This is a genomic window from Mycobacterium sp. E3251 (assembly GCF_001666835.1).
GTDB lineage: Bacteria > Actinomycetota > Actinomycetes > Mycobacteriales > Mycobacteriaceae > Mycobacterium.
The window spans coordinates 41,640-62,978 of the sequence record NZ_LZJF01000174.1 but is presented as its reverse complement, the minus strand read 5'-3'; the positions used below and the strand labels follow the sequence as shown (position 1 = coordinate 62,978).

Below are 21,339 nucleotides of genomic sequence, written 5' to 3'. Positions count from 1 at the left end.
TAACCAACGGGACGGAGGGCTTCCGCGGCGCTCGTTAAGACCGCTGTAACGCCACGTCCACTCGCCGGCTAGGCGCGATGCCGTTGTAGCCGCGCGATGACCCAGAAAGGTAACGCCACGAGCAGAGTGCCGCCGATCAGATTACCCACGGTGGTGATGCCGAGGTTGGTGAGCAGGCCGTGTTGGCCGAATGCCCAACCGATCCCGCTGCGGGGCGCGGCCGGGTGAAACACGTTGAGCAACAGGGGAAGACCGAGGAAGCCGACGTTGGCGATCACGTGCTGGGTGCCGCCGATGACGAATGCGAACGGTCCGTAGAACGCGAACGTCATGCGGGCGACGTCGCTGCGGGCCTTGAAGAACATGCACATCGACGTCTGCAGAAACCAGGTGCACACCACGGCGAGCAGCAGGGCGGTCCAGAACGGCTGGCCGGCCTTCTGCGCGCCGACGGCAGCCGCCCGCTCGGCGAAGGCGCCAAGGTATGGGCCTCCCGCGGCCCCGCACACCGTGACGAACACCAGCGCGCCCAAGACGTTGCCGATCAGGCCGACGGTAACCAGCAGCGCGTAGCCGCCGACGCTCATGGTGCGGTTGAGGACGGCTAGGAATCCCGCGGCCATGTCGGCGGTGATCAGCGACATGCCGGACACCAGGATGAGGACGAACGACATGCCGAATGCCAGGCCCATCAACAGGCTTGCGATGCCTGGGGTCCTGACTCCGGTGCTCACCATCAACGCCAGCAGCGCGCCGAACGCGACCATCGCACCGCCGACCAACGAGCGGATCAGAAACGCCCACGGGTGCGTCGCCTTTTCCACGGCCATGGCGGCCACCCGGTCCACCATGGCACCGACGCTGAGCGGCTCGAACGGGTCGTCGGTGACGAGCTTAGGCGTGACGCCGGCGGGGAAGTCGGCGAATGCGGGCGCCGCCGGCGCCGCACCTCCCAATTGTGGCGCTTGCGCGTTGATCGTCATCGGTGTTCGCCTTTCCGTAAAGCGTTGATCGCGTTGATGACCCCGGTAACGTGCTCCTCGCTGAGCCTCTCCCCCTCGAAGACGTGGTTGAGCAGAATCTTGAGGTCGAGCATCTGTTGCAGGTAGACCAGGCACGGGGGGCACTCGTCGAGGTGCTTGGCGACGATCGGTCCCCACCGCCGCGGATCGGAGTCGACGAGTTCGTCGACGAGGCGGACGAAGTCGACGCAGTCGATGGCGGGGACCGCGTTGTCGTGGATGGTCATCGGCGATACCGCTTTTCCAATTCGTTGCGAAGATTTCCCCGGGCGCGGTAGAGCAGCGCGCGCTGCCCCTCGGCGGTCAGTTCGAGGATTTCGGCCGCCTCTTCGGCCGTCGTACCGACGATGTCGCGCAGGATGACCAGCTGCCGTTGCCGCTCGGGCAGCGCGTCCAACGCCGCACGGACATACCCGATGAGCTCGTTCTCGACGGTGTGGTCCTCCGGCAGGAAGCGCTGCGACGGCGGGATACTCCAGTGCCCCGCATCGGGATGGCCGGCCGGATGCATGCGGCTCACCAGCGGGTCGACGTCATCCGCGGACAGCACCTCGTGGTCGCGGATGCGGGATTCGCGGCGCCGGTGCCGCGACGCGGTGTTCTTCACGATCCCGAACAGCCAGGTGCCGACCGAGGAACGTCCCTCGAACGAATCCGCGGACTGCAGGACCTGGACCCACGCCTCTTGCACGGCCTCTTCGGCCACCGTCGCCGAATCCACCATGGTGCGGGCGAAATTGACCATCGGCCGATGAAAGTCGCGCACCAGATTCGCCAGCGGAATACCGCCGACCACGCGTTGCGATTCGGTGCCGCCCGGCGGCACCGCCACCGGGGTCACCATCGTCTCGAACTCAAGCGCATGCGGCCAATTCCCAGCGGAGCTGCCCTTCGGACGGCGATTGGACCGGGATGAACGCCGCCTCGCGGTAGCGACGGCTGGCCGATGTCCTGCTCGCGTAACCCTTGCCGCCAGCGGTGCGGATTTCGAGATCCGCACCGGCGCTGGACAGTTGGGCCGCAGCGAGCCGCAGCGACAACAGCTCCCTCTTGGTGGGCGACTCGTCACCGCCCACCGCCGTCGCAAGTTCCGCCAGCGTCGCTTCCGCACTGGCGAGCTTTTCCGCCACGTGCTCGACTTGAGCGCTGAACACCGAGTTCACCCCGCCGAGACCGATTTTGGCCTGACTCACGGTAGTCGCGGTAAGTCCCAGGCACATCGCCGACTGCAAGACGAGGAAAGGCGGGCGGACCGCCTGCAGGAAGTCGTCGAAGTCACGCGACAACACCTGCTCCGCGGGGACGTAGGCGCCCGTCAGGTTCAGGTACGACGAGGCGGTGCTACCCATTGCCAGCAGGTCGAAGTGATCGCCCAGCACAACGCCCGGGGTGTTCAGCGGCAAGGCCACGATCAGCCGCTCCCCGGCGTCGGTACGCACCGCGGTCACCATGGTCGAGTCGGGGTAGAGGTTGCTGGCCCACCTGATCGGTCCGGACACCTGGTAGCCCCCCTCGACCGGTGTGGCCGTCAACTCCAGGCTTCCGCAGCCGGCCGCCTCCTTGAATGCCGAGGCCATGCCGGTCACCCCCAGCGTGGTCCCGGCATAAAGCGACTGGGCCGCCGCCGTACCGTAAGGCGTTGCCGCCGTGAGCAAATACTCCACAGCCATGCGATGGGCCCACAACGAGAACCCGGTGCTCATGCATTCTCCGGAGATCAACCGGATCGCTTCTGCCATCTCGGGGAGCCTGCCGTCGGCGTTGGCGGGTGCCCCGAGCCCGAGCAGACCGGCGGCACCCAGTGCGGTGAAACTGCGACGCGATGGATGCTCGCCGCGGTCCAGCGCCCCGGCATGGGCCCGGATGTCTTCCAACAGTTCGATACTCAACCGGCTGGCAGCCGAATTCATCGTCGCCGTCATCGCGATACCTCCTGGGCCGAGTGTGTCCACGCGTAGTCGAGGAACTTGCCGTCGAAAGTGACGACCACCCTGTCGCCTTCGGGGTGCGGCCGCCGTTGCACGCTCATCTGAAAGTTGATCGCGCTCATGATGCCGTCACCGAATTCTTCATGGATGAGTTCCTTGATCGCCGGACCGTAGACGGCCAGCGTCTCATGGAACCGGTAGATCGTCGGATCCGTCGCCGTGGCCGCATCCGAACCCCGGTACGGCACCGTTTGCAGGACCGCTGCCGCCTCGTCGTCGAGGTCGAGAAGCGATGCGACCGTTGCCGCATCCCCGGCCGCGAGCGGATGCTGCCCGAGTAGCGCGGCGACGGTCCACACCGGGTCCTTGCCGATCGATTCGGCGATCTCCGCCCAGCTCAATCCCCGCTTGACGCGGGCCAACCTGATCAGCTCGCCAAGATCGGTCTTGGTCAATGTTGTTGCCACCGAATGCTTCCCGTCCCGATGCCTATTCGGTGGACAGAGTCGAGTCGACGCTCACCGGGTTGCGGAACGTGTTCACCACGGGCGACCAGGCGATCGCGTTGTCGTGGATCTCCCTCAGAGTCGCGTCGTCGGCGTCTCCGGCCAGCGTCACCTTGCACCGGACCGCGCTGAAGCCCAGCCGTTTTCCCTCGGGCGTGTCACCCACTCCCCACACCGCGGAGATGTCGATGTCGCCCTCCATCTCGACCTCGATCTTGGTAAGTGTCACCCCGCGGTGCGTCGCGTTGGCCAGCAAGCCCACCGACACGCACGAACCGAGCGCCGCCAGCGCGGTCTCGGAGGGGTTGGGCGCGGAGTCGTCGCCGAGCAGCGCGGGCGGTTCGCCCACCAGCATCGGCGCCAGATCGCGCACGTAGGTCATGTTGCGGAACCCGGCCTCGCACACCGTCTTGGCTTTCAGAGTCTTCCTGCCGGTTTCCGGGTTGGCCCTGGCGTTACACGACAGCTTGTCGAGGCCTTCGGCGTCGATGACGAGCGCGTCGGTCATATGACTTCCTCCGTTTTCGCTGATTTTGCGGCTTCACGGAATTAGTGCTCTGCGACGGCCGCTGCGTGACGGCGGGCTTGATTGATTTACGCCGGCGACACGAAACATCACACAGCCGAAACGCGGCACGGTCCAACGCCGGACGGCGCTCGGGGAGATTTGCTTAGCTGAAAAGGCTTTGCCCGATGTAGTGGCCTTCGGCGGGCGCGGGCGGCACCGCGAAGATTGCTGAACCGATGTGGCGGATGTATTCGTTGAGCAGGTCGTGTGCGCCCAGCCGATTCTGCAGGCGAATAAAATCTTGCGGATCTTTTTGGTACGAGATGAACAGCAGGCCGGCGTTGAGTTGGCCGTTGGCGTCGAGACCGTCGGTGTAGTTGTAGGACCGGCGCCGGATCATGATGCCGTCATTGTTCTCCCGGGCGGCCAGGCCGACGTGAGACATCGGGTCGATCAGCGGGTTGCCGTCGGGGCCCTTGGCGGTGAAGTCGGGGGTATCGAATTCGCCCTTGCCGCTCAGCGGTGCACCCTCCTCCTTGGTGCGGCCGAAGATCCGCTGCTGATTCCCGATGCGGTCGACGTCCCATGTCTCGAGCAGCATCCGGACCTTGCGCACGACTTGATAGGTCCCGCCGTTCATCCACGGCTGGTCGCTGTCCTCGACCCAGACGAACCGGTCGTACTCCGCGTCCGTGGCGATGTTGCGCGTTCCGTCCTTGAAGCCCAGGAGGTTTCGCGGCGTGTGCTGGCCGGGGCCGGCCGATGCGCGTCCGAATCCCAGCACCGCCCAGGACGGCGAGACGATGTTGCGGCCCAGGCGGGCCAGGTTTCGCACGGCGTGGTAGCAGACCTGGGGGTCGTCGGCGCAGGCTTGCACTGACAGATCACCCCCGCGCAGGCGGGGGTCCAGGTTGTCCCCGTTGAGCGGCGGCAGATCGATGAACAGGGCGGGGCGCCGTGGGGCCAGCCCGAAGCGATCGCCGAACAGCGACGGTCCCAACCCTACGGTGACGGTGAGACTAGCCGGGCTCAGTCCATAGGCCTCCCCGGTATCAACGGGCGGCTGCACCTCGACCTGGGGCTGCACGGTGCCGACGGGCTTTCCCTGCTGCAGGATCGCGGCCGCCGCGGACCAACGCGCCAGCAGGGTCTGCAGCTCGGTGCGGCCTGCGCCGGCGGCCAGCGAGAAGGACATGAACATGGCGTAACGCTGTGGCGGCGTGGCGATTCCACCTTGATGCAGCTGGCCGTAGAACGGATAGCTACGCCGCAGGTCGACGTTGTCGTTGTCGTCGTCGCCGTTGCGTTCGGCCGCCAGCGCGTAACCCGCGAAGCCTCCACCGGTGGCGCCGACGGCGGTGCCGGTGAGCCCGGCCAGCATGGCACCGCCAAGCATCCGGCGGCGTGAAACCGCTGCGGCTTCGTCGAGTTCGGTCGTGTCGTCGGTCACCGGGTCAGCCCGCCGAGACGACTTTTTGGGCGACCGTCGACAGGCTCTGGTGCAGCGGCTGGATGACCGCGGTGAGTTTTGACGCGTCGCTGGCCTTCAGCGCAGTGGTGTAAGTCCGGAAGCCGCCGAGAGCGGACGGGTCACGGTATCCGTCCAAAGTGGCCAGCACCGTGTGGAATTGCTGATCGATCTGGTTCACCAGATTTGCGTCGATCTTCTCCAGGCCCGGCCGCAGCGACGCGTACGCCTGCTGAGCGCCTTCCACGTTGCCCGAGAAGTCGACCAGATCGATGTGGCTGAAGGCCTCCTCTTCGCCGGTGATCTTGGTGTTCTGGATCTCTTCGATCAGGTCGCTGGCCCCGTTGGCCAGGTCCTCGGGCTTGTACTGCAGGTTGGCGACGATGCCCGTCAATTTGCCGACGTTGCCGACCAATTCGCTGCTGACCGCCTTGGTCGCGGGGGTGATCCCGCCACCCTGCCACAAGTCGCGCTCGATGGCGTGGAAGCCCTTCCAGCCGACCTTGGCGTCGACCGGCGTGGACTCGCGCATATCGATGAGGTAGTCCAGGTTGCCTGCATTGTCGCCGACCGCGAAGCCCGGCAACACGAAGCCCTCCACGGTGGACTCCGAACGCTCCCAGAACAGCCGGGCTTTGGCGTAGGCGCTCTTCGCGGCGTCGACGTTGCCCGACTGCACGGCGGCGTCGAGTGCCTTCACGGCATCGTTGAGTTGACCGATCTGGCTGACGATGTATCCCGCATAGTCCTTGGTGCCCTGGCTGAGGATGCCGGCCACGGTGCCCGTCGGCGCCGCCGGCGCTTTGCCCGTGACCGTGAGGGTTTGGTATTCGGTGCTCGCGCCCGGACAGTAGAGCTGATAAGCGCCGCCGTCCAGGGTGACGGTGAACGAGACCGGATCCAGGCCGGGCGCGAGGTTTTCCTTCTCGCCGACGATCCGCTGGTCCCTGAGCAATTCGACTTCGCTGATTCCGGGCGCATTCGTGTTGGCCACCGTGAAGGTCACCGGCCCGGCGGGCACGCTGGTGTTGTCCAGGGCGCAGCCGTCTTTGCCCGCGTTGTTGGCCATGGTGACCTTCACCGCGTTCGGGGCGCCGGGCCTTCCCGCTTCGGCGTGGCCCGAGTCGCCATCCGAGTGACCGCATGCGGTCGTGGAGAACACCGCAACCGCAGCCAAAGCCGTTGCGAACGGCCATATCTCAAAGGACGCGTACCTTCGGGCGGTTCGATTCGGTGTCAACCGTCTTCCTTTCCTGTTCGGTCGGCGCGCCGCGCCGCGCGGCGGCTACGGCGCCAATAAGGCAGGCCAGAGCAAAACCACCCAGTGTCAGCGGAAGCCATACCTTCCACAGCTGCGCTTCCGCACGGTTGAGATGACTTGCCGCGATTTGCGCGGCGGCCGACCGGTCTTCGGTGCCGGACGTGGACCAGTCCGTGGCCAGCCCGCCAAGACTGACGGTCTTGGCCCCGGTCAGACCACCGCCGGTCAAAACCGCCGTGCGGTTGCTCGTTGCCTGCGCATTCAGCACGGAATCGCCTTGCGCGAGGACGGTATACACCGTGGTCGTTGACCATTGGCCCTGGAACGGCCCCGGAGTGCGCCCAACCGCGAGACCGACCGGCAGCCGGCCCCCGGTCATGCGCAGCAACTGATCCAGGGTGACTTCCGACCCGCCGTCGGCCCCGGCAGCCTCGGAAGCTTGCCATACCTGCACCGGCAGGCCGTCCACGATTTTGTCCTCCGCCGGGACGAGCCGGATGTTGCGGACGGTCGAGGCGCCCTGCGGGCCGACGGCCAGCTCGCGTCCATGCGGCCCGTCCACCATCGACACCGTGGCGGTATGGCCGGAGCGGTCGGTGACGGTGCGGGTCCGTGCATCGCCGGACGAGCCACCGGCCGGCGCCAGCGCCACCAATCCGGCGGCGCTGAGGAGCAGCAGCATCGAGGCGGCCGCCAACAGGCGCCCCCGGGCGCGCGGGGCGGCGGCAAGGTGAGCGGGCCACAGGAAGATGACCAGCACGGGTACGGCGTAGAGCAGCCAGCCCACCACCTCGATGAGCCGGGGGTCGGCAGGTATTCCGAACATCCCGGCGATCACCGCGCCGAGCACCGAGTTGCTGGGCAGCCAGACGGACAGGTCGAGCACCCGCTGCTGGCCGATGCTCACCCAGCCGGCCTCGTGGGCGGTGCGCAGCGCCCCCAGCACCAGCCCGGCCGCGATCAACACCAAGAACACCCCGGTGACCCGGAAGAACCGGGCGATGTTGAGTTTCAATCCGCCGAAGTACAGCGCGACACCCATCGCGATCGCGGCCGCGATCCCCAGCGCCCCACCCAGCACGGCGAACCAGCGGCTACCATGCGACGTCTGGGCGGCCGCCAACAAGAACACCGATGTCTCGAAGCCCTCCTTGAGTACGGCGAGGAAGGCCATCGCGGCCAAGGCGAGCGCACCGCCACGGTTGATCGCCTGTCGGGCATCGCGCTCGAGCTCGCCCTTGACCTGCGCGGCGTTGCCGTTCATCCAGATGATCATCGAGGTCACGAACACCACGGCGATGACATTGATGACGGTTTCCATCATCTCCTGCTGCGTCTGCGGCAGGCTCGTCGCGAACAGATTCAGGCCCACCCCGACCGCGACGCTGATCAGCACCGCCGAGGCGACGCCGACAAACATCGCTCGAATCGGCTGGCCGTTTCGTTTCAGGAAGGCGCCGACGATGCTCACGATGAGCGCCGCCTCGAGGCCTTCGCGGAGGCCGATGAGGAAGGTGCCGATTAGTACGCCGAATACGCCCTGCATACGCCCGATTTCTGTCCCGCGGGTCGGGATCCGCGCTTAGCCTAGCCTAAGGCCGCTGCGTCACGAGGCCGGCTGCGTCACGAAGTCGATGAGTTCTTCGACCCGGCTGATCAGCGCCGGTTCGAGGTCATTCCAGTCGCGCACCCGGGACCGAATGTGCCGCCAGGCCCTGGCGATGTCCGCCTGGCCGGCGTGGGGCAGGCCGAGCGCCCGGCATGCGCCGTGCTTCCATTCGATGTGCCGGGGCACATCCGGCCACGCCGCCAGGCCGAGGCGCTGGGGTTTCACGGCCTGCCAGATGTCGACATAGGGATGGCCGACCACCAGCGTGTCGCTGCCGCCCGGCCCTCGCCGCACCGCGTCGGCGATCCTGGCCTCCTTCGAACCTGTGACCAGGTGATCGACGAGCACACCAAGCCGGCGCCCCGGACCGGGTGCGAACTCCGCCACGATCTCCACCAGGTCGTCCACGCCGCCGAGGTGCTCGACGACGACGCCCTCGATCCGCAGGTCCTCGCCCCACACCTGCGCGATGAGTTCGGCGTCGTGTCGCCCCTCGACGTAGATCCGGCTGGCGCGGGCGACCCGGGCCCGGGCCCCCGGCACGGCAACCGAACCGGACGCCGTCCTGGTGGCGGCTGCGGGCGCCGAACGACGCGGCGCGGTGAGGATCACCGGACGGCCGTCGAGCAAATAGCCAGGGCCCAAGGGGAAGCCGCGCACGTGCCCGCGCCGGTCTTCCAGGTCGACCCGCCCGTACTCGACCCTTACCACCGCACCGACGTAGCCGGTCTGCACGTCCTCGACCACGAGGCCCAGTTCGGCTGGATGCTCGGTCGAGCGGGGCTTGCGCCGGCCCGCGGCAAGGACGTCGGTTCCATAGCGATCAACCACGCGGCAATCCTAGAAAGCCTTGCGGCCAAACGTCGTTACGGCGCGCCCGCGCGGGAAGGATCGTGGCCAAGATCGCTCCGCCCGGGCGCACAACACCACCGGGTAAAAAATGCGTTTTAACTGTGTGGCGTTACACAGCTGATGGCGTTGCCGATGGTACGTTGCTAGTCGTAAGAACTGCCGTTCTTTTACACCGCGGCGGTGAGCGAGGTGGGAATATGGACCTGGCCCTTTGGGTGTCGAGCATCGTGGCTTTCGTGCGGGCCGGCTACCCCGCCGGCATGCCGACGACCGGATATGCGCCCCTGGCGGCCCTGGCCCGCCGGCGGCTTTGCGACGACGAGATAACCGCCATTGCAAGCAAACTCATGAGACGCCAATTCTGGCCGATCAGTCCCATTGATATCGGCGTGGAAATCACTCGTGTCACCAACCAGTTGCCGTTGCCGGCTGACGTCGAGCGGGTGGGACATCGCCTCGATGAGATCCGCTGCGCACGCGGATAGGCCTCGAAGCGGGATCTGACTCTTACTCAGCTTCTTTCGCGGGTCCGCCGCACGCCGCCAGGTAGTCCGGGTAATTCCAGGTGCGCAGGAACTGTTGGCCTGCCTGCAATCCTCGTTGATACAGGCCGTCGCGTTGCTCGGGGGTGATGTTGAAGTCGATCGGACTGACCCCTTCGGCCGGGACGAAGATGGTGCGCCGGACGGTGCACGGATCGTCGATGTAGGCGTTGTCCTGATTGCTCACCAGCGTCTCTATCGCCGCGATTCCCAACGAAACTGGTCCGTGCACCGGATGGGTGGGCGGGATGCCGGGACGCGCGGAAAGCCGGATTCCGAATGTCGGCCATCGCGGCTCAGCATCGGGCCGGTCGAACAGCTCCACCGGAAAATCGGAGAGCAAGCCGCCGTCGACCCAGGTGGCGCCGTTGACCCGGACCGGTTCGAATACATACGGAATCGCCGACGAGGCGTGCACGGCGCGGGCGACCGAGAAGTCGTCGGGGTCGATGCCATAGGAAGCGAGGTCCCACGGGATGCGCACAAGCCGGCGCCGGGACAGGTCACTGGCCGTCACCACGAGCGACCACGCGAACTGGTCCGGCTCCTCGCCCGTGCGCAGGTCACCGAACGTCCGCACACCCAAGTCGCCGAGCAGACCGGCGAGCAGTCGTTCCAGGTAGGCCCCGCGATACACACCGTCCGACACCAACAGCGACAGCGCCCCACCGATCAGCGGCACACGCCCGATCAGGTTGCGATCCAGGAACTTCCGGTAGTCGATGGATCGCATGACTTCCGCGAGCCGGCTCAGCGGTTCGCCCGCGACCTGTAGCGCCGCGACCAGCGACGCGACGACCGCGCCCGCGCTGCTACCCGCGACGCGGGGAAACCGGTAACCGGCGCCGGACAGCGCGTCGACCGCACCGACCAGCCCGATCCCCCGCACGCCTCCGCCCTCACACACCAGATCGGCGCGGGACGTGGTCACTGCCACCACCATTGACCTACCCCCTCAACAGATTCGTTGGCCGTCGACACCGAAGAAGTGCAGGTGCCCCGGTTCCGGGTGCAGGCGCACCCGGCTGCCTTTTTCCGGGGGCCGGCGCCCATCGGCGCGCGCGACGACAGGCTGGTCAATGACCTTGCCGGAGCCGGTGATTCGGCCGTAGACGTAGGCGTCCGCCCCGAGCTCCTCGACCACGTCGACCTCCATCTCGACACCGAGGCTGCCCAGTTCGAAGTGTTCCGGCCGGACACCCACGACGACCTCGCTTGCGGCATCGGTCAGCTCTGGGGGTAGCGGGATATGCCAATCCCCCAGCGACACAGCGGAATCGATGATCGGCAGGGTGAACAGGTTCATGGCCGGCGACCCGATGAAACCCGCGACGAAGACGTTGACCGGGTTGCGGTACAGCTCGCGCGGCGCGGCGAACTGCTGCAGCACTCCGTCGCGCAGGACGGCGACGCGGTCACCCATGGTCATAGCCTCGACCTGGTCGTGGGTGACGTAGACGGTGGTGGTGCCGAGCCGCCGTTGCAGTGCCGCGATCTGGTTGCGGGTTTGCACGCGCAGTTTGGCATCAAGATTCGACAGCGGCTCGTCCATCAGGAAGACCTGCGGCCGGCGGACGATCGCGCGTCCCATCGCCACCCGCTGGCGTTGCCCGCCGGAGAGGTCCTTGGGCTTGCGGTCCAGATAGGGTTGCAGGTCAAGCAGTTTCGCCGCGTCCAGGACGCGGTCCCGAATTTCGGACTTCGGCGTCTTAGCGATCTTCAGGGCGAAGCCCATGTTCTGCGCGACCGTCATGTGCGGATAGAGCGCATAGTTCTGGAAGACCATCGCGACGTCGCGGTCCTTGGGATCGACGGTGGTGACGTCACGGTCGCCGATCCGGATGCGTCCGGAGTCCAGCGTTTCCAGCCCCGCCACCATCCGCAGCGAGGTGGTCTTGCCGCATCCTGAGGGACCGACCAGGACGACGAACTCGCCGTCGCCCACGTCCAGGTCCAGGCTGTCCAGGGCCGGGCGGTCGGCCCCGGCGTAGCACCGCGTCGCTTGCTCGAAAGTCACTGAGGCCATGGCTTATCCGTTGAGCCCCGAGACGGCGATTCCCCTGACGAAGGACCGTTGCGCGATCGCGTAGATGATGACCAACGGCAGCATGATCAGCATCGAAGCCGCCATGATGATCGGCCAGCGCGCGACATATTCGCCCCGCAGCCGCACCAGGCCGAGCGTCAGCGTGGCCAGGCTGTTGCGCTGAAGCATCAGCAGCGGCCACAGGAAGTCGTTCCACACGTTGACCCAGGTGAGCACGGCTAACACCATCACCGCGGGGCGGGCGTGGGGCAACAGAATTCGCCAGTAGATCTGCCACGGCGAACAACCGTCGAGTATCGCCGCCTCCTCGAGGTCGGTCGGAAGTGTCCGGAAGAACTGCCGCATCAAATAGGTGCCGAATGCGCTGCCGAACAAGCCCGGCACGATCATCGACCAGGGTGTGTCGACCCAGCCGACGGTCCGCATCAAGATGAACTGCGGGATCACGGTCACCGTCAGCGGCACCATCAACGTGCCGAGGTATAACACGAACAACGTGTCACGACCGCGAAATTGCAGCCGGGCGAACGCGTATCCGGCCAGCGAGCAGAAGAACACCTGTCCGGCGGTCACGCACCCGGCATACAGCACGGTGTTGAAGAACATCCGCGCGAACGGCATCAACGAGAAGATCTCGGTGTAATTGGACCACCGCGGGTGCGCCGGTAGCAGCCTCGGCTCGCTGATCTCGCCGCCGCGCTTCAATGAGCCGGACACGGCCCAGGCGATCGGAAACAGCCAGCACCATGCGATGGCGAGCAGCGCGGTGTAGACCACCAGGGTCCGAATGACATTGCGGGTGAACAACCGCTCAGCTGAGGCCACGAGAAGTCTCCCAAGAGCGTTGCTGAGTGATCCGCAGCTGCACCACGGTCAGCACCAGCAGGATGGCGAACATCACCCACGCCAGCGCGGACGCGTACCCGAATTCCAGGAAGGAGAACGCGTGCTGGAAAAGCATGATGCCCAGGACATACGTAGCGGTTTCGGGGCCGCCGTTCGCGCCGTTGAGGACGTAAACCAGGTCAAAAGCCTGGAACGCGTGGATGATCGATATGACGCCCACAAACGATATCGAGCCACGGATCAGCGGCACCGTGATGGACACGAACTGCCGTACCTCGCCGGCCCCGTCGATTCGGGCCGCCTCGTAGACGGTCTCGGGAACGCCTTGCATCGCCGCGAGCAGGATGACGGTGGCGAACGGCACGCTGCGCCACACGCTGACGACGCACAGCGAAGCCATCGCCCAGCGGGGTTCGACCAGCCACGGGACCGGGCCGATCCCGACCCAGCCCAGCATGATGTTGAGCAACCCGTTGTCGGTGTTGAAGACGAACTGCCAGACGACCGCCATGACGACCGACGAGATGGCAAGCGGCATAAAGACGATGGTGCGGAAAACGCCGATGCCCCTGACCTTTCGGTTCAGCACGCCGGCCACGACCAGGCTGACGACGATAGTCGGCACGACCGTTCCGAGGGTGAAGACAACGGTGTTGCGAATGGCGATGAGGAAGAGCGGGTCCGAGGTGAACAGCTCTTGGAAGTTCTTCAGGCCCACGAACTTAGGCGGCCGGAAGACGTCCCACCGCTGAAAGCTCATGTAGAGCGAGAATCCCAGCGGAAAGAGCATGAACACCGCGACCGCGGCCAGATTCGGCGCCACGAAAAGGCGGCCGGCGCGCGCCCGCCGTCGCCACGGACCGGCGCCCTTCGCGAGTGTGCGTGTGGTGGCATCGACCGATGTCATGGGGTGCGTAACACCTCGTCGATGGCGGGCGACAGACTGGCCAGCGATGTCGCGGGCCGTGATCCACGCAGCACGGGCCCGAAACTGCGGTCCATCAAGGCGACGATCTTCTCCCAGGACGGGGTGACGGGCAGCCCCTCTGAGTACGCGGGTCCTTGCGTGAGGACGGCGAGGTTGCCGACGTGCTGGTGAGCCTTGGCGAAGCCGGCCGAGTCGAGCGCGGATTGCAGCACCGGCACAAAGAGACTGGATTCACCGATCAACGCCTGCCCGACGGGCCCGGTCGCGAATTTCACGAATTCCCATGCCTGCTCCTTGCGTTGACTGCTCGCGGAGATGGCCAATCCGGTGGAACCGATGTCGGAGTGGGCGGGCTGACCCTGTCGGCGTGGCCCCACCGGCAACGAGGTGACATCGAAGTCCAGGCCCTCGGCCCGGATGAAGGTCTGGTAGCGCCAGTGGCCGCCCATCGCCATGGCCGCCCTGCCCGCCGCGAACAGGTCGGGCGTGGACATCGATTGCACCTCGGACGCATTGGGCGCGACCTTGTGCTTGTTGGCCAGGTCGGCATAGAACTGCACCGCCTCGATGAAGGCGTCGTTGTCGAAGTTGAAGTGGGTCGGGTTTTTCAGCGGGGTGGACCACGGCACCCCATTGTTCATGGCGAACAGCCCGGCCGAATAGTAGGAGAACCACATGTTCACGAAGCCCCACTGGGTCACCCGCCCGGAGCGATCCCGCTTGGTGAGTGCGGTGGCGGTGTTCAAGAAGTCGGTGAAACTCCACGGATTCTGCCACGTCTTGGGCGGGGACGGCACCCCGGCCTCGGCGAAGAGCCGCTTGTTGTAGAACAGGTAGTTTCCGGACCATTGCTCCGGGAGTGCGTACTGGCCTCCGTTGAACGTGAAGGCGTCGTAGAGCGCCCCGATGCCGTCCGACTTCAGCTCAGCGGCGAAGGCCTGGTCCCGGGACAGCATGGTGTTGAGGTCGAGCAGCACGCCACGGGCGGCCAACTCGGCGTAGGTAAGGTCCCACGCCATCAACACGTCCGGGCATCTACCGCCGGCGCAGAACGTCGACAGCTGCTGCATCACACCCGGAGCCGAAAGCACCGGGCGGACCTTGATATCTGGGTGGCGGCGCGCAAACTCGTCGACGATGCGGATCCTGGCATCGCGTTCGTCGGGGTTGGCCGCAAAGAAGAACGTCAACGCGTCTTCTTCGGGAGCGCAGCCGGCGGCCCACGGCGCCAGGGACGCCGCGGTGAGCGCGCCGGCCCCGCGCAGCAGCCCGCGCCGCCCGAACGGCTTATCGAGCATGTTGCTCCCGTTCTCGCCCCGTTGCCGGCCAGCCGACCGGCGGTTTCTCCTGTCCTTGGTACCCGAAGCGGCTGTGGTGTTGCTGGCGCGGCCAACTCGGGAGGGCCAGCACGGCTCGGCGAACGCGGCCGGCGTCCCCGATGATGTCGATCGCGCGGATGCGGTCGTCGGTGCCGACGGTGATCATCAGCAGTGCCTCAGCGCGCCCGCGTGGCGCGATCGCGATCCCCGGAGCCCCGTCGATGAGCACGACCACGCCGGCGCGTGCCCGGAGAGCGAATCGACGGGTTTCCTCCGCGACCTGCCTGGCGCCGCGCAGCTCGGTCGGCACGTCGTCGGGGACCAGTGCCCGATCGACCCTGCGCACCACATCCGGGGCCAGCAGCGCGAGCAGGCCGGCGATATCACCGCCGCGGGAAGCCGCGAGGAACGCCTCGACGACCTCGAGGTGCTTCGCGATGCGCTCGGGCTCGGCGCCCGGGTGGGCCACCCGCGCACGCGCGCGGCTTGCCAGCTTCTTCGCGGCTTCCGGCGACCGGTCCAGCAGACCGGCGATTCTCTCGAACGGCACGGCGAACACGTCATGCAGGACGAACGCGACCCGCTGCGCCGGTGAGAGCCGGTCGAGGACCACGAGCAGCGCGTTGCTCACCGACTCCGTCAGGAGCGCTTCCTCGTCGGCTGACGCCGACGCGGTCGCGGCGATCCGGTCCAGTTCGTCGGGGGTGGCTAGCGGCTGTTCCGCACGTCGCTTGCGCGCCCGGAGCTGGTCGACGGCCTCGCGGGCGGTGATCGTGGTGAACCAGCCGGTGAGGTTGTCGACCGCGGCGAAATCCGCACGGCTAGCCTTCAGCCACGCCGACTGAACCGCGTCGTCGGCATCGGCCGCCGATCCCAGCAGCTGCAACGCCACCGACCTCAGGTGTCGCCGGTCCGCGTCGAAACGCTGGGCAAGATCCGCCAGATTTTTCGGGGCGCTCATGGGTCACCTTTTCCGCACAGGAGTCGTCAAGAAGATGACCGCGTCCATCGAGCTCTCTGTTGCAAAGGAGGCCAGCACCATGACCTTATCGATTGTGCGCCGTAGCGCGTGCGGTGACCATCCGGCTCGCCGCCGCAAAAACGGCTGTCCGGCAAGGGTTTGCCCCAGATGAACACCGCATACGTTGCGGTCACGCTGGTTACCGCCGCCAGCACCGCCGGGATCGCCGTGGCCGATCTCATCCCGGCGGGTTTCGTCCTGGCGAATTCCGCCGAAGTCGGGGTGCCGCGTTCGTGGTTGCCCGCGCTGGGGGCGGTCAAGCTGGCCGGCGCGGCCGGGCTCATTGTGGGCCTGGTGGGCCTCCCCGTGTTGGGGATCGCCGCCGCCACCGGCCTGGTGCTGTTCTTCGTCGGCGCAGTCGTGACCCACCTGCGGGCCCGCGTCCTGTACAACATCGCGTTTCCCGGCGCGTACCTGTGCATGTCGGTGGCATCGCTGGCGTTGATGGTGCTGCGTTGACCCGGGTCGCGCTCAGCCGGGAAAATACCGGACCCGGTTGATGGCGTCGCCCCGCCAGGCCATGTCGGCGAACAGTATTCCCCGTCCACGACTGGAGTGGACCGACATCGTCACCGTTGGGCCCGCGCCGATCATCTTGGTGGCGCCGGCGCCGTCCAACTGCTCGACGAGTTCGGCGAGGTCGAGGGCGTCGTGGTCACCGAGAGTGATTGTGGCGACCGGTGATAACGCCCGCGCGGCCGCGACCCGATCTTGACGCGCGACAGCACCGAGGAATGCCTCGGCGAGCTTCTTGTGCCGCGCACCAACCCGCCGGAATCCCGTCACGAAGCCGGTCGTGCCGCGTATCCGCTGATTGCTCAACAGACTGCGCGACAGTTGCAGGGCGGGTCCGACCGCACGTGATCCGGTTCGCAGGAATTGCAGCATCATCGCGGGAAGTTCCCAATAGGCCCGCAGTTCGCCAATGCGCCACTCGCCGTTGGTGTCTCGCAGGTCGTAGCGCAGGAACGCGGGAATGTACATCGTGATCGCCGAGCCCATCGCGACCTCGAGCTCGACGTCGCGCAGCACCACGGTGTCGACGACGACGTCGAGGTCGCGGTGGAACTTGATGTCGCGCGCACCGATGAAAGTGTCATAGAACCGGCCGATCTGCTCCTGCCCGACGTGCGGCCGCGACCCGACCGGGTCCTCCACGCGGCCGTCGTCGGTGAACAACGCCACCCACCCGGCGCGGTCGTGCGTGGCGGCCGCCTGCGGCGAGCGCTCGACGGCGGCCAGGAGATGCGCCCGATCCGGCGCCACCCCCATCACGGACCCCCGACCACTTCGACGCCCGCGGTCCGCATCGCCTGGAGCGCCTCGGCGGCCGAGTCCGGCGAGACGGCCGCGGTCAGGTTCACCAGCACCCTGGTGGACAGGCCCGCCCGCGCGGCATCCTCGGCGGTGCGCCGGACGCACTGGTCGGTGGCGATGCCGACCACATCGACCTCGTCGACCCCACGCTCCCGCAACCAGTCCAACAGCGGGGTCCCGTTCTGGTCGACGCCTTCGAAACCGCTGTACGCCGCGGCATCGGCGCCCTTGCGGAAGACTGCCTCGATCCGGCTGGTGTCGAGGTCGGGCCGCAGCTCCGCGCCGGCACTTCCGGCGATGCAGTGCGGTGGCCACGACGATGAATAGTCGGGTCGGTCGGAGAAATGGTCGCCCGGCTGGACGTGGAAATCCTGGGTTGCTACGACGTGTCCGTAGCCCGGCTCGCCGGCGAGATAGTCGTTGATGGCGGGCGCCACGGCGGCACCGCCGGTCACCGGCAGCGAGCCACCCTCGCAGAAATCGTTTTGCACGTCGACCACGATCAACGCCCTCACGCGTTTCACCCTATCGGTGTCGCCCACCATGGCGCTTCAGCTGGGCGTATGGGTGGGACGGTTTGTTCGCCAACCAGTCGGGTAATCCACCGGCCATGTTGATCCGGAGAATCGCGCGCCCGTTGCTTTCAGTGGCTTTCATCGGCCAAGGAGTCAATTCCCTGCTGAACCCCAAATCGGCGGCGGCGGCCGCCGCGCCCGCGGTGGATGGTTTGCAGGCGCTGCCGAATTCGGTGAGCGGCAACATTCCGAGTGACCCCGAGACGGTCGCCCAAATCACTGCGGCCGTTCAGATCGGCGGCGGTCTGCTGCTGGCCACCGGCAAACTGCCGCGCGTCGCCTCGGCTGCTCTCGCGTTCACGGTGCTACCGGCCAACCTCGGGGCGCACTCGTTCTGGAACGAGAGCGACCCGGAGGCCAAAGCTCAAAAACGCCAGCAGTTCCTCACCGACCTCAGCCTGGTTGGTGGTTTGCTGATCGCTTCCGCCGACACGGCGGGCAAGCCGTCACTCGGGTGGCGCGGCCGCCGGGCGGCCGAGCGGCTCTCCGAGCGAGTGTCGTCGGCGCTCCCCGGCTCCGACGACGCCCACTTCGATACCGACTTTTCGGAGTTGAGCGAGAAGATCGTGCACGGCCTGCAGATCGGCGCCGAACGCGGCCGTGAACTGGCCAGCACGGCGGCCGAACGAGGCGCGCCGTACGCGGAGGCCGCGCTGGAACGCGGTCGCGAATTCGCCAGCACGGCCGCCGAACGGAGCAAGCCGCTGGCCCAAAAGGCCCGCAAACGCGGCGAGGAGCTGGCGGACGAGGCGGCCGAGCGAGCCGCGCCGCTGGCGAAGAAGGCGCGCAAGCGCGGTGAAGAACTCGCCGACGAAGCCGCCGACTGGGCAGCGCCGCTGGCGAAGAAGGCCCGCAAGCGCAGCGAGAAATTGGCCAAGAAGGCGCGCAAGCGCGGCGAGGACCTGGCGAGCACGGCACTGGATCGCGGCGAGGACCTCGCCGACACCGCCCGCGCGCGCGGCATCTACCTCGCGGACACGGCCCGGGCTCGCGGTGGCTACCTGGCCGACACCGCGCGCGAACGACTCGGTGAGCAGGTCAAGACGGGTCGCCGCAAGCTTTCCTGAGGGCTCACGCGTCGCCGCGCAGATAGGTGTCGACGATCGCATCGACGCCCTGGCCGACATCAACCGTCGCGCCGGCCTCGCCGGGGCCCAGCGGCTCCAGCGCGTCGAATTGGGAGCGCAGCAGCGCGGCCGGCATGAAATGAGCCGTCCTGGCGGCCAGTCGGGCGCGGATGAGTGCCGGTGAACCGGCGAGATGCAGGAATTCGACCTGCGGGCAGTGCGCGCGCAACTGGTCGCGGTATTTGCGCTTGAGCGCCGAACAACTCACCACGCCTCCCTCGCGGTGGCCGGCCAACCACTGCCCAACCGTTTCCAGCCAGGGGTAGCGGTCGTCGTCGTCCAGCGGTTCACCGGACGCCATCTTGGCGATGTTGGCCGGCGGGTGCAGGGTGTCGGCATCGACGAAGGGGACCCGCAAGCGTCGCGCGAGCGCCATCCCCACGGTCGATTTCCCCGATCCCGAAACACCCATCACCACGACGGGAGTCCGTCCGCTCACTCGGACCGTTCGGCGAGGTTGCGGTTCCATTCCAGCCAGCCGACGCCGTTGCGTCCGTCGGCCGTCCGGACGGTCGCCCAGACCCTCGGGAACTGGCTGACCCGCCCGTCCGCGGCGGTCAGACGTACCGGCGCCTGGCCGCGCACCTCGACGTCCGCGGTGACCTCGCCGGGTTCGAGCGCCAAGGTGGCGCCCAGGGGTAACCCGTTGGCGCCGAAGGACTCTCGGGAATCCACCGTTTCCAGCTCGGTGACGGATCCCTGCGCGTCCTGGGAGTAGCCGATGCTGAAGGCCGGGGCACCGGGAATGCGGATGTTGACGCCGTGCAGATGGGTCCCGTCGTCCAGATGCAACGCGCTCCAAGTCCAGTCCATGCTCCACCAGTCGCGCACCCCCCACGAGTGATCGCGCTGGCCGGGGACCGACTCGACGCGGTACCCGGCGTCATCGATGGTGACCGTGCCCGAGACCCGGCACGGGATCTCGTAACGCGTCGTCAACCGGTACTTGTACGGGACCCCGTCGGTGGTCCACACCAAGCTCATCGTCATCTCGACGGGGGCGCCGGGCTCCCCGCGCAACAACGCCGACGGATCGCGGTAAGCCTGAGCGCGCGCGTGCAGGTCGACGCGGTACGTCTGCAACGGTGTGGTCGCACAGTGGCCGAGCTCGAAGGAATCGCTGCGCACGTCCCACGGATCCGCCGGCAGCGGTACTTGCGCGTCGACGGCCACGGTGGGCATGTCGGGGCCGCACAGCAGCGCGTGCACCCACGCCTTCTGCTCGTTGGCGATCAGGCCGAGGCGGAACCAGCCGCCCAATCCCTGTGCCACATCGGCGAAGTCGGCGTACCAGCTCTCACTCCACAGCGGTTCGGCAGTCGGCGCGTGCCCGCCTTCGTCCTCCTCCGTGGGCCGCAGGGGTTCGGGCGTCTGCGCGGCGGGCAGCGTCGCCAGCGCGTCGGTGTCGAGCACGTGATCACCGTGCCGTTGCAGCATCGTCATGAACATCCGGTCGCCGCGCTCGGTGCGTTCCACCAGCATCGAGGAGACGATCGCCATCATCACACCGAAAAAGCTTTGCCTGCGAACACCTTCGGCGACGTCGGTGAGCGTGAGGGGCGCCGTAGGCCCCAGCGCCTCGTGGTAGGCCCGCAACAACGCGTCGTACTGCTCCCGGCGATCTGGGGTCGGCAGCGCGCAGCCGAGGAAGTACGACAGGTCGGTCATGGCCGGCCCCCAGGAAACCGTCTGCCAATCGACGACCGTCAGCGGGCGGTCGGCCCCGGCGGTGCCGAACAACAGGTTGTCCAGGCGGTAGTCGCCGTGCATCAGCCCACGGATCCGGTCCGGCGCCGACTCGGCGGCCAGGTAGCCGTCAAAGGACGCGACCAGGCGTTCGCACACCATGCGGTGTTCTGGCGCAATCTGGTCACCGTAGCGGTCGATGAACCCGGCATACAGCGGGGCGATCATCGCCTGGTTGAGCGGTGATTCGCGGTTCAGCCACGGGGCTTCGGCCAACGCGGCGTCGCCGAGCAGCGGCCCGTGCAGCCGCCCCAGCTCGACGACACAGAGGCGCGCCTGTTCGGCTGTCGCACCGGCGATTTCGTCCCCGACGACGGCCGGCCCGGCATCACCCAGCAACAGGTCGAACGCGCCCGTCGAGGTATCGACGGCGGCGTGGTAGCAGGGCGCTATCGGCCCGCCCAGGCGTGGCGCGATGTCGCCGTAGAAGCGCACCTCCCGCTCGTAGAGACCAAGGGCAAGCCCGGTTTGCCGGCTCACGGGGTCGGTGGCCGCCACCTTGAGGACCACCGACTCGGGCCTGCCGGGAGGCGCCGCGGCCTCGGCGTAGCTGAGCCGGATGCGGTAGCACTCGCTCATCTGCCCGGTGCCGATGCGCTCGACGGAGAAATCGGCGATGGGTCCGCCGCCGATCGCCGATTCCAGCCATGCGGCGGTGAGGTCGCCGGGTCGTTCGATGACTTCTGCGGTGTCGGCATGCATGAGGGTCAGCGTGCC

At 67.2% G+C, this 21,339-nt stretch carries 23 protein-coding genes; 3 read left to right on the top strand and 20 right to left on the bottom strand.

What is annotated here, in order from left to right:
- Nucleotides 1–68 precede the first annotated feature (68 nt).
- The 10 genes from A5697_RS21645 to A5697_RS21600 form a co-directional block, all read right to left on the bottom strand.
- On the bottom strand, nucleotides 69–983 hold the full coding sequence (locus A5697_RS21645; RefSeq protein ID WP_068011995.1) for a formate/nitrite transporter family protein: 915 nt from the start codon (nucleotides 981–983) through the stop codon (nucleotides 69–71).
- A complete protein-coding gene (locus A5697_RS21640) occupies nucleotides 980–1,249 on the bottom strand; it encodes a hypothetical protein (RefSeq protein ID WP_068011994.1) in 270 nt (89 codons plus the stop codon). The genes A5697_RS21645 and A5697_RS21640 overlap by 4 nt, the downstream gene beginning before the upstream one ends.
- Nucleotides 1,246–1,866: an RNA polymerase sigma factor gene (locus A5697_RS21635; protein WP_068011993.1), complete on the bottom strand. Its 621-nt coding sequence runs from the start codon at nucleotides 1,864–1,866 to the stop codon at nucleotides 1,246–1,248. Before A5697_RS21635 ends, A5697_RS21640 begins: the two co-directional genes overlap by 4 nt.
- A gap of 10 nt (nucleotides 1,867–1,876) precedes the next feature.
- Entirely contained in the window at nucleotides 1,877–2,944 is a 1,068-nt protein-coding gene (locus tag A5697_RS21630) for an acyl-CoA dehydrogenase family protein (RefSeq protein WP_068011992.1), read from the bottom strand.
- A complete protein-coding gene (gene cynS, locus A5697_RS21625) occupies nucleotides 2,941–3,417 on the bottom strand; it encodes a cyanase (RefSeq protein ID WP_068011991.1) in 477 nt (158 codons plus the stop codon). Before cynS ends, A5697_RS21630 begins: the two co-directional genes overlap by 4 nt.
- A 22-nt stretch (nucleotides 3,418–3,439) precedes the next feature.
- Entirely contained in the window at nucleotides 3,440–3,964 is a 525-nt protein-coding gene (locus A5697_RS21620; RefSeq protein WP_068011990.1) for an OsmC family protein, read from the bottom strand.
- Between the two features lie 163 nt (nucleotides 3,965–4,127).
- Nucleotides 4,128–5,414 carry an iron uptake transporter deferrochelatase/peroxidase subunit gene (efeB, locus tag A5697_RS21615; RefSeq protein WP_067948896.1) on the bottom strand — a complete coding sequence of 429 codons (1,287 nt, stop codon included), beginning with the start codon at nucleotides 5,412–5,414 and terminating at the stop codon, nucleotides 4,128–4,130.
- A 4-nt stretch (nucleotides 5,415–5,418) separates the two neighbouring features.
- Entirely contained in the window at nucleotides 5,419–6,594 is a 1,176-nt protein-coding gene (efeO, locus tag A5697_RS21610; protein ID WP_197501080.1) for an iron uptake system protein EfeO, read from the bottom strand.
- A gap of 37 nt (nucleotides 6,595–6,631) precedes the next feature.
- Nucleotides 6,632–8,239, bottom strand: a complete 1,608-nt coding sequence (gene efeU, locus A5697_RS21605; protein ID WP_068011989.1) for an iron uptake transporter permease EfeU — start codon at nucleotides 8,237–8,239, stop codon at nucleotides 6,632–6,634.
- A 60-nt stretch (nucleotides 8,240–8,299) separates the two neighbouring features.
- The gene (locus A5697_RS21600) at nucleotides 8,300–9,133 is read right to left on the bottom strand and encodes a DUF3097 domain-containing protein (protein ID WP_068011988.1); all 834 of its coding nucleotides are present in this window, start codon (nucleotides 9,131–9,133) and stop codon (nucleotides 8,300–8,302) included.
- Between the two features lie 218 nt (nucleotides 9,134–9,351).
- Here A5697_RS21600 and A5697_RS21595 point away from each other — a divergent pair, with 218 nt between their 5' ends.
- Nucleotides 9,352–9,639 carry a DUF3349 domain-containing protein gene (locus A5697_RS21595; protein WP_068011987.1) on the top strand — a complete coding sequence of 96 codons (288 nt, stop codon included), beginning with the start codon at nucleotides 9,352–9,354 and terminating at the stop codon, nucleotides 9,637–9,639.
- A gap of 22 nt (nucleotides 9,640–9,661) precedes the next feature.
- Here the strand turns inward: A5697_RS21595 and A5697_RS21590 are convergent, their stop codons facing one another.
- Genes A5697_RS21590 through A5697_RS21565 form a run of 6 tightly spaced genes read right to left on the bottom strand, consistent with a single transcriptional unit; the run spans nucleotide 9,662 to nucleotide 15,797 of the window.
- The gene (locus tag A5697_RS21590) at nucleotides 9,662–10,639 is read right to left on the bottom strand and encodes a patatin-like phospholipase family protein (RefSeq protein WP_068011986.1); all 978 of its coding nucleotides are present in this window, start codon (nucleotides 10,637–10,639) and stop codon (nucleotides 9,662–9,664) included.
- Nucleotides 10,640–10,651: 12 nt separating this feature from the next.
- Nucleotides 10,652–11,722 (bottom strand): ABC transporter ATP-binding protein, encoded by a 1,071-nt coding sequence (locus A5697_RS21585; RefSeq protein ID WP_068011985.1) that lies wholly within the window; start codon nucleotides 11,720–11,722, stop codon nucleotides 10,652–10,654.
- Between the two features lie 3 nt (nucleotides 11,723–11,725).
- Nucleotides 11,726–12,568: a carbohydrate ABC transporter permease gene (locus tag A5697_RS21580; RefSeq protein WP_067948884.1), complete on the bottom strand. Its 843-nt coding sequence runs from the start codon at nucleotides 12,566–12,568 to the stop codon at nucleotides 11,726–11,728.
- Nucleotides 12,555–13,496 (bottom strand): carbohydrate ABC transporter permease, encoded by a 942-nt coding sequence (locus A5697_RS21575; protein WP_068011984.1) that lies wholly within the window; start codon nucleotides 13,494–13,496, stop codon nucleotides 12,555–12,557. Before A5697_RS21575 ends, A5697_RS21580 begins: the two co-directional genes overlap by 14 nt.
- Nucleotides 13,493–14,815: a sugar ABC transporter substrate-binding protein gene (locus A5697_RS21570; RefSeq protein ID WP_067948880.1), complete on the bottom strand. Its 1,323-nt coding sequence runs from the start codon at nucleotides 14,813–14,815 to the stop codon at nucleotides 13,493–13,495. The genes A5697_RS21575 and A5697_RS21570 overlap by 4 nt, the downstream gene beginning before the upstream one ends.
- Nucleotides 14,805–15,797 carry a sigma-70 family RNA polymerase sigma factor gene (locus tag A5697_RS21565; protein ID WP_068011983.1) on the bottom strand — a complete coding sequence of 331 codons (993 nt, stop codon included), beginning with the start codon at nucleotides 15,795–15,797 and terminating at the stop codon, nucleotides 14,805–14,807. Before A5697_RS21565 ends, A5697_RS21570 begins: the two co-directional genes overlap by 11 nt.
- A gap of 168 nt (nucleotides 15,798–15,965) precedes the next feature.
- Between A5697_RS21565 and A5697_RS21560 the strand changes: the two genes are divergently transcribed.
- Entirely contained in the window at nucleotides 15,966–16,316 is a 351-nt protein-coding gene (locus A5697_RS21560) for a DoxX family protein (RefSeq protein WP_068011982.1), read from the top strand.
- A 12-nt stretch (nucleotides 16,317–16,328) separates the two neighbouring features.
- On the opposite strand, the gene A5697_RS21555 is transcribed toward A5697_RS21560, so the two are convergent.
- Entirely contained in the window at nucleotides 16,329–17,129 is an 801-nt protein-coding gene (locus A5697_RS21555; protein ID WP_068011981.1) for a ketosteroid isomerase family protein, read from the bottom strand.
- Nucleotides 17,129–17,689 (bottom strand): pyrazinamidase PncA, encoded by a 561-nt coding sequence (pncA, locus tag A5697_RS21550; RefSeq protein ID WP_156673397.1) that lies wholly within the window; start codon nucleotides 17,687–17,689, stop codon nucleotides 17,129–17,131. Before pncA ends, A5697_RS21555 begins: the two co-directional genes overlap by 1 nt.
- A 95-nt stretch (nucleotides 17,690–17,784) precedes the next feature.
- Here pncA and A5697_RS21545 point away from each other — a divergent pair, with 95 nt between their 5' ends.
- A complete protein-coding gene (locus A5697_RS21545) occupies nucleotides 17,785–18,816 on the top strand; it encodes a DoxX family protein (RefSeq protein WP_067948870.1) in 1,032 nt (343 codons plus the stop codon).
- A gap of 4 nt (nucleotides 18,817–18,820) precedes the next feature.
- Here A5697_RS21545 and A5697_RS21540 read toward each other — a convergent pair whose 3' ends face one another.
- Together A5697_RS21540 and A5697_RS21535 are read right to left on the bottom strand one after the other, a co-directional pair.
- Entirely contained in the window at nucleotides 18,821–19,315 is a 495-nt protein-coding gene (locus A5697_RS21540) for a gluconokinase (protein WP_082953530.1), read from the bottom strand.
- Nucleotides 19,312–21,324: a phosphotransferase gene (locus A5697_RS21535; RefSeq protein ID WP_068011978.1), complete on the bottom strand. Its 2,013-nt coding sequence runs from the start codon at nucleotides 21,322–21,324 to the stop codon at nucleotides 19,312–19,314. Before A5697_RS21535 ends, A5697_RS21540 begins: the two co-directional genes overlap by 4 nt.
- Nucleotides 21,325–21,339: the final 15 nt, after the last annotated feature.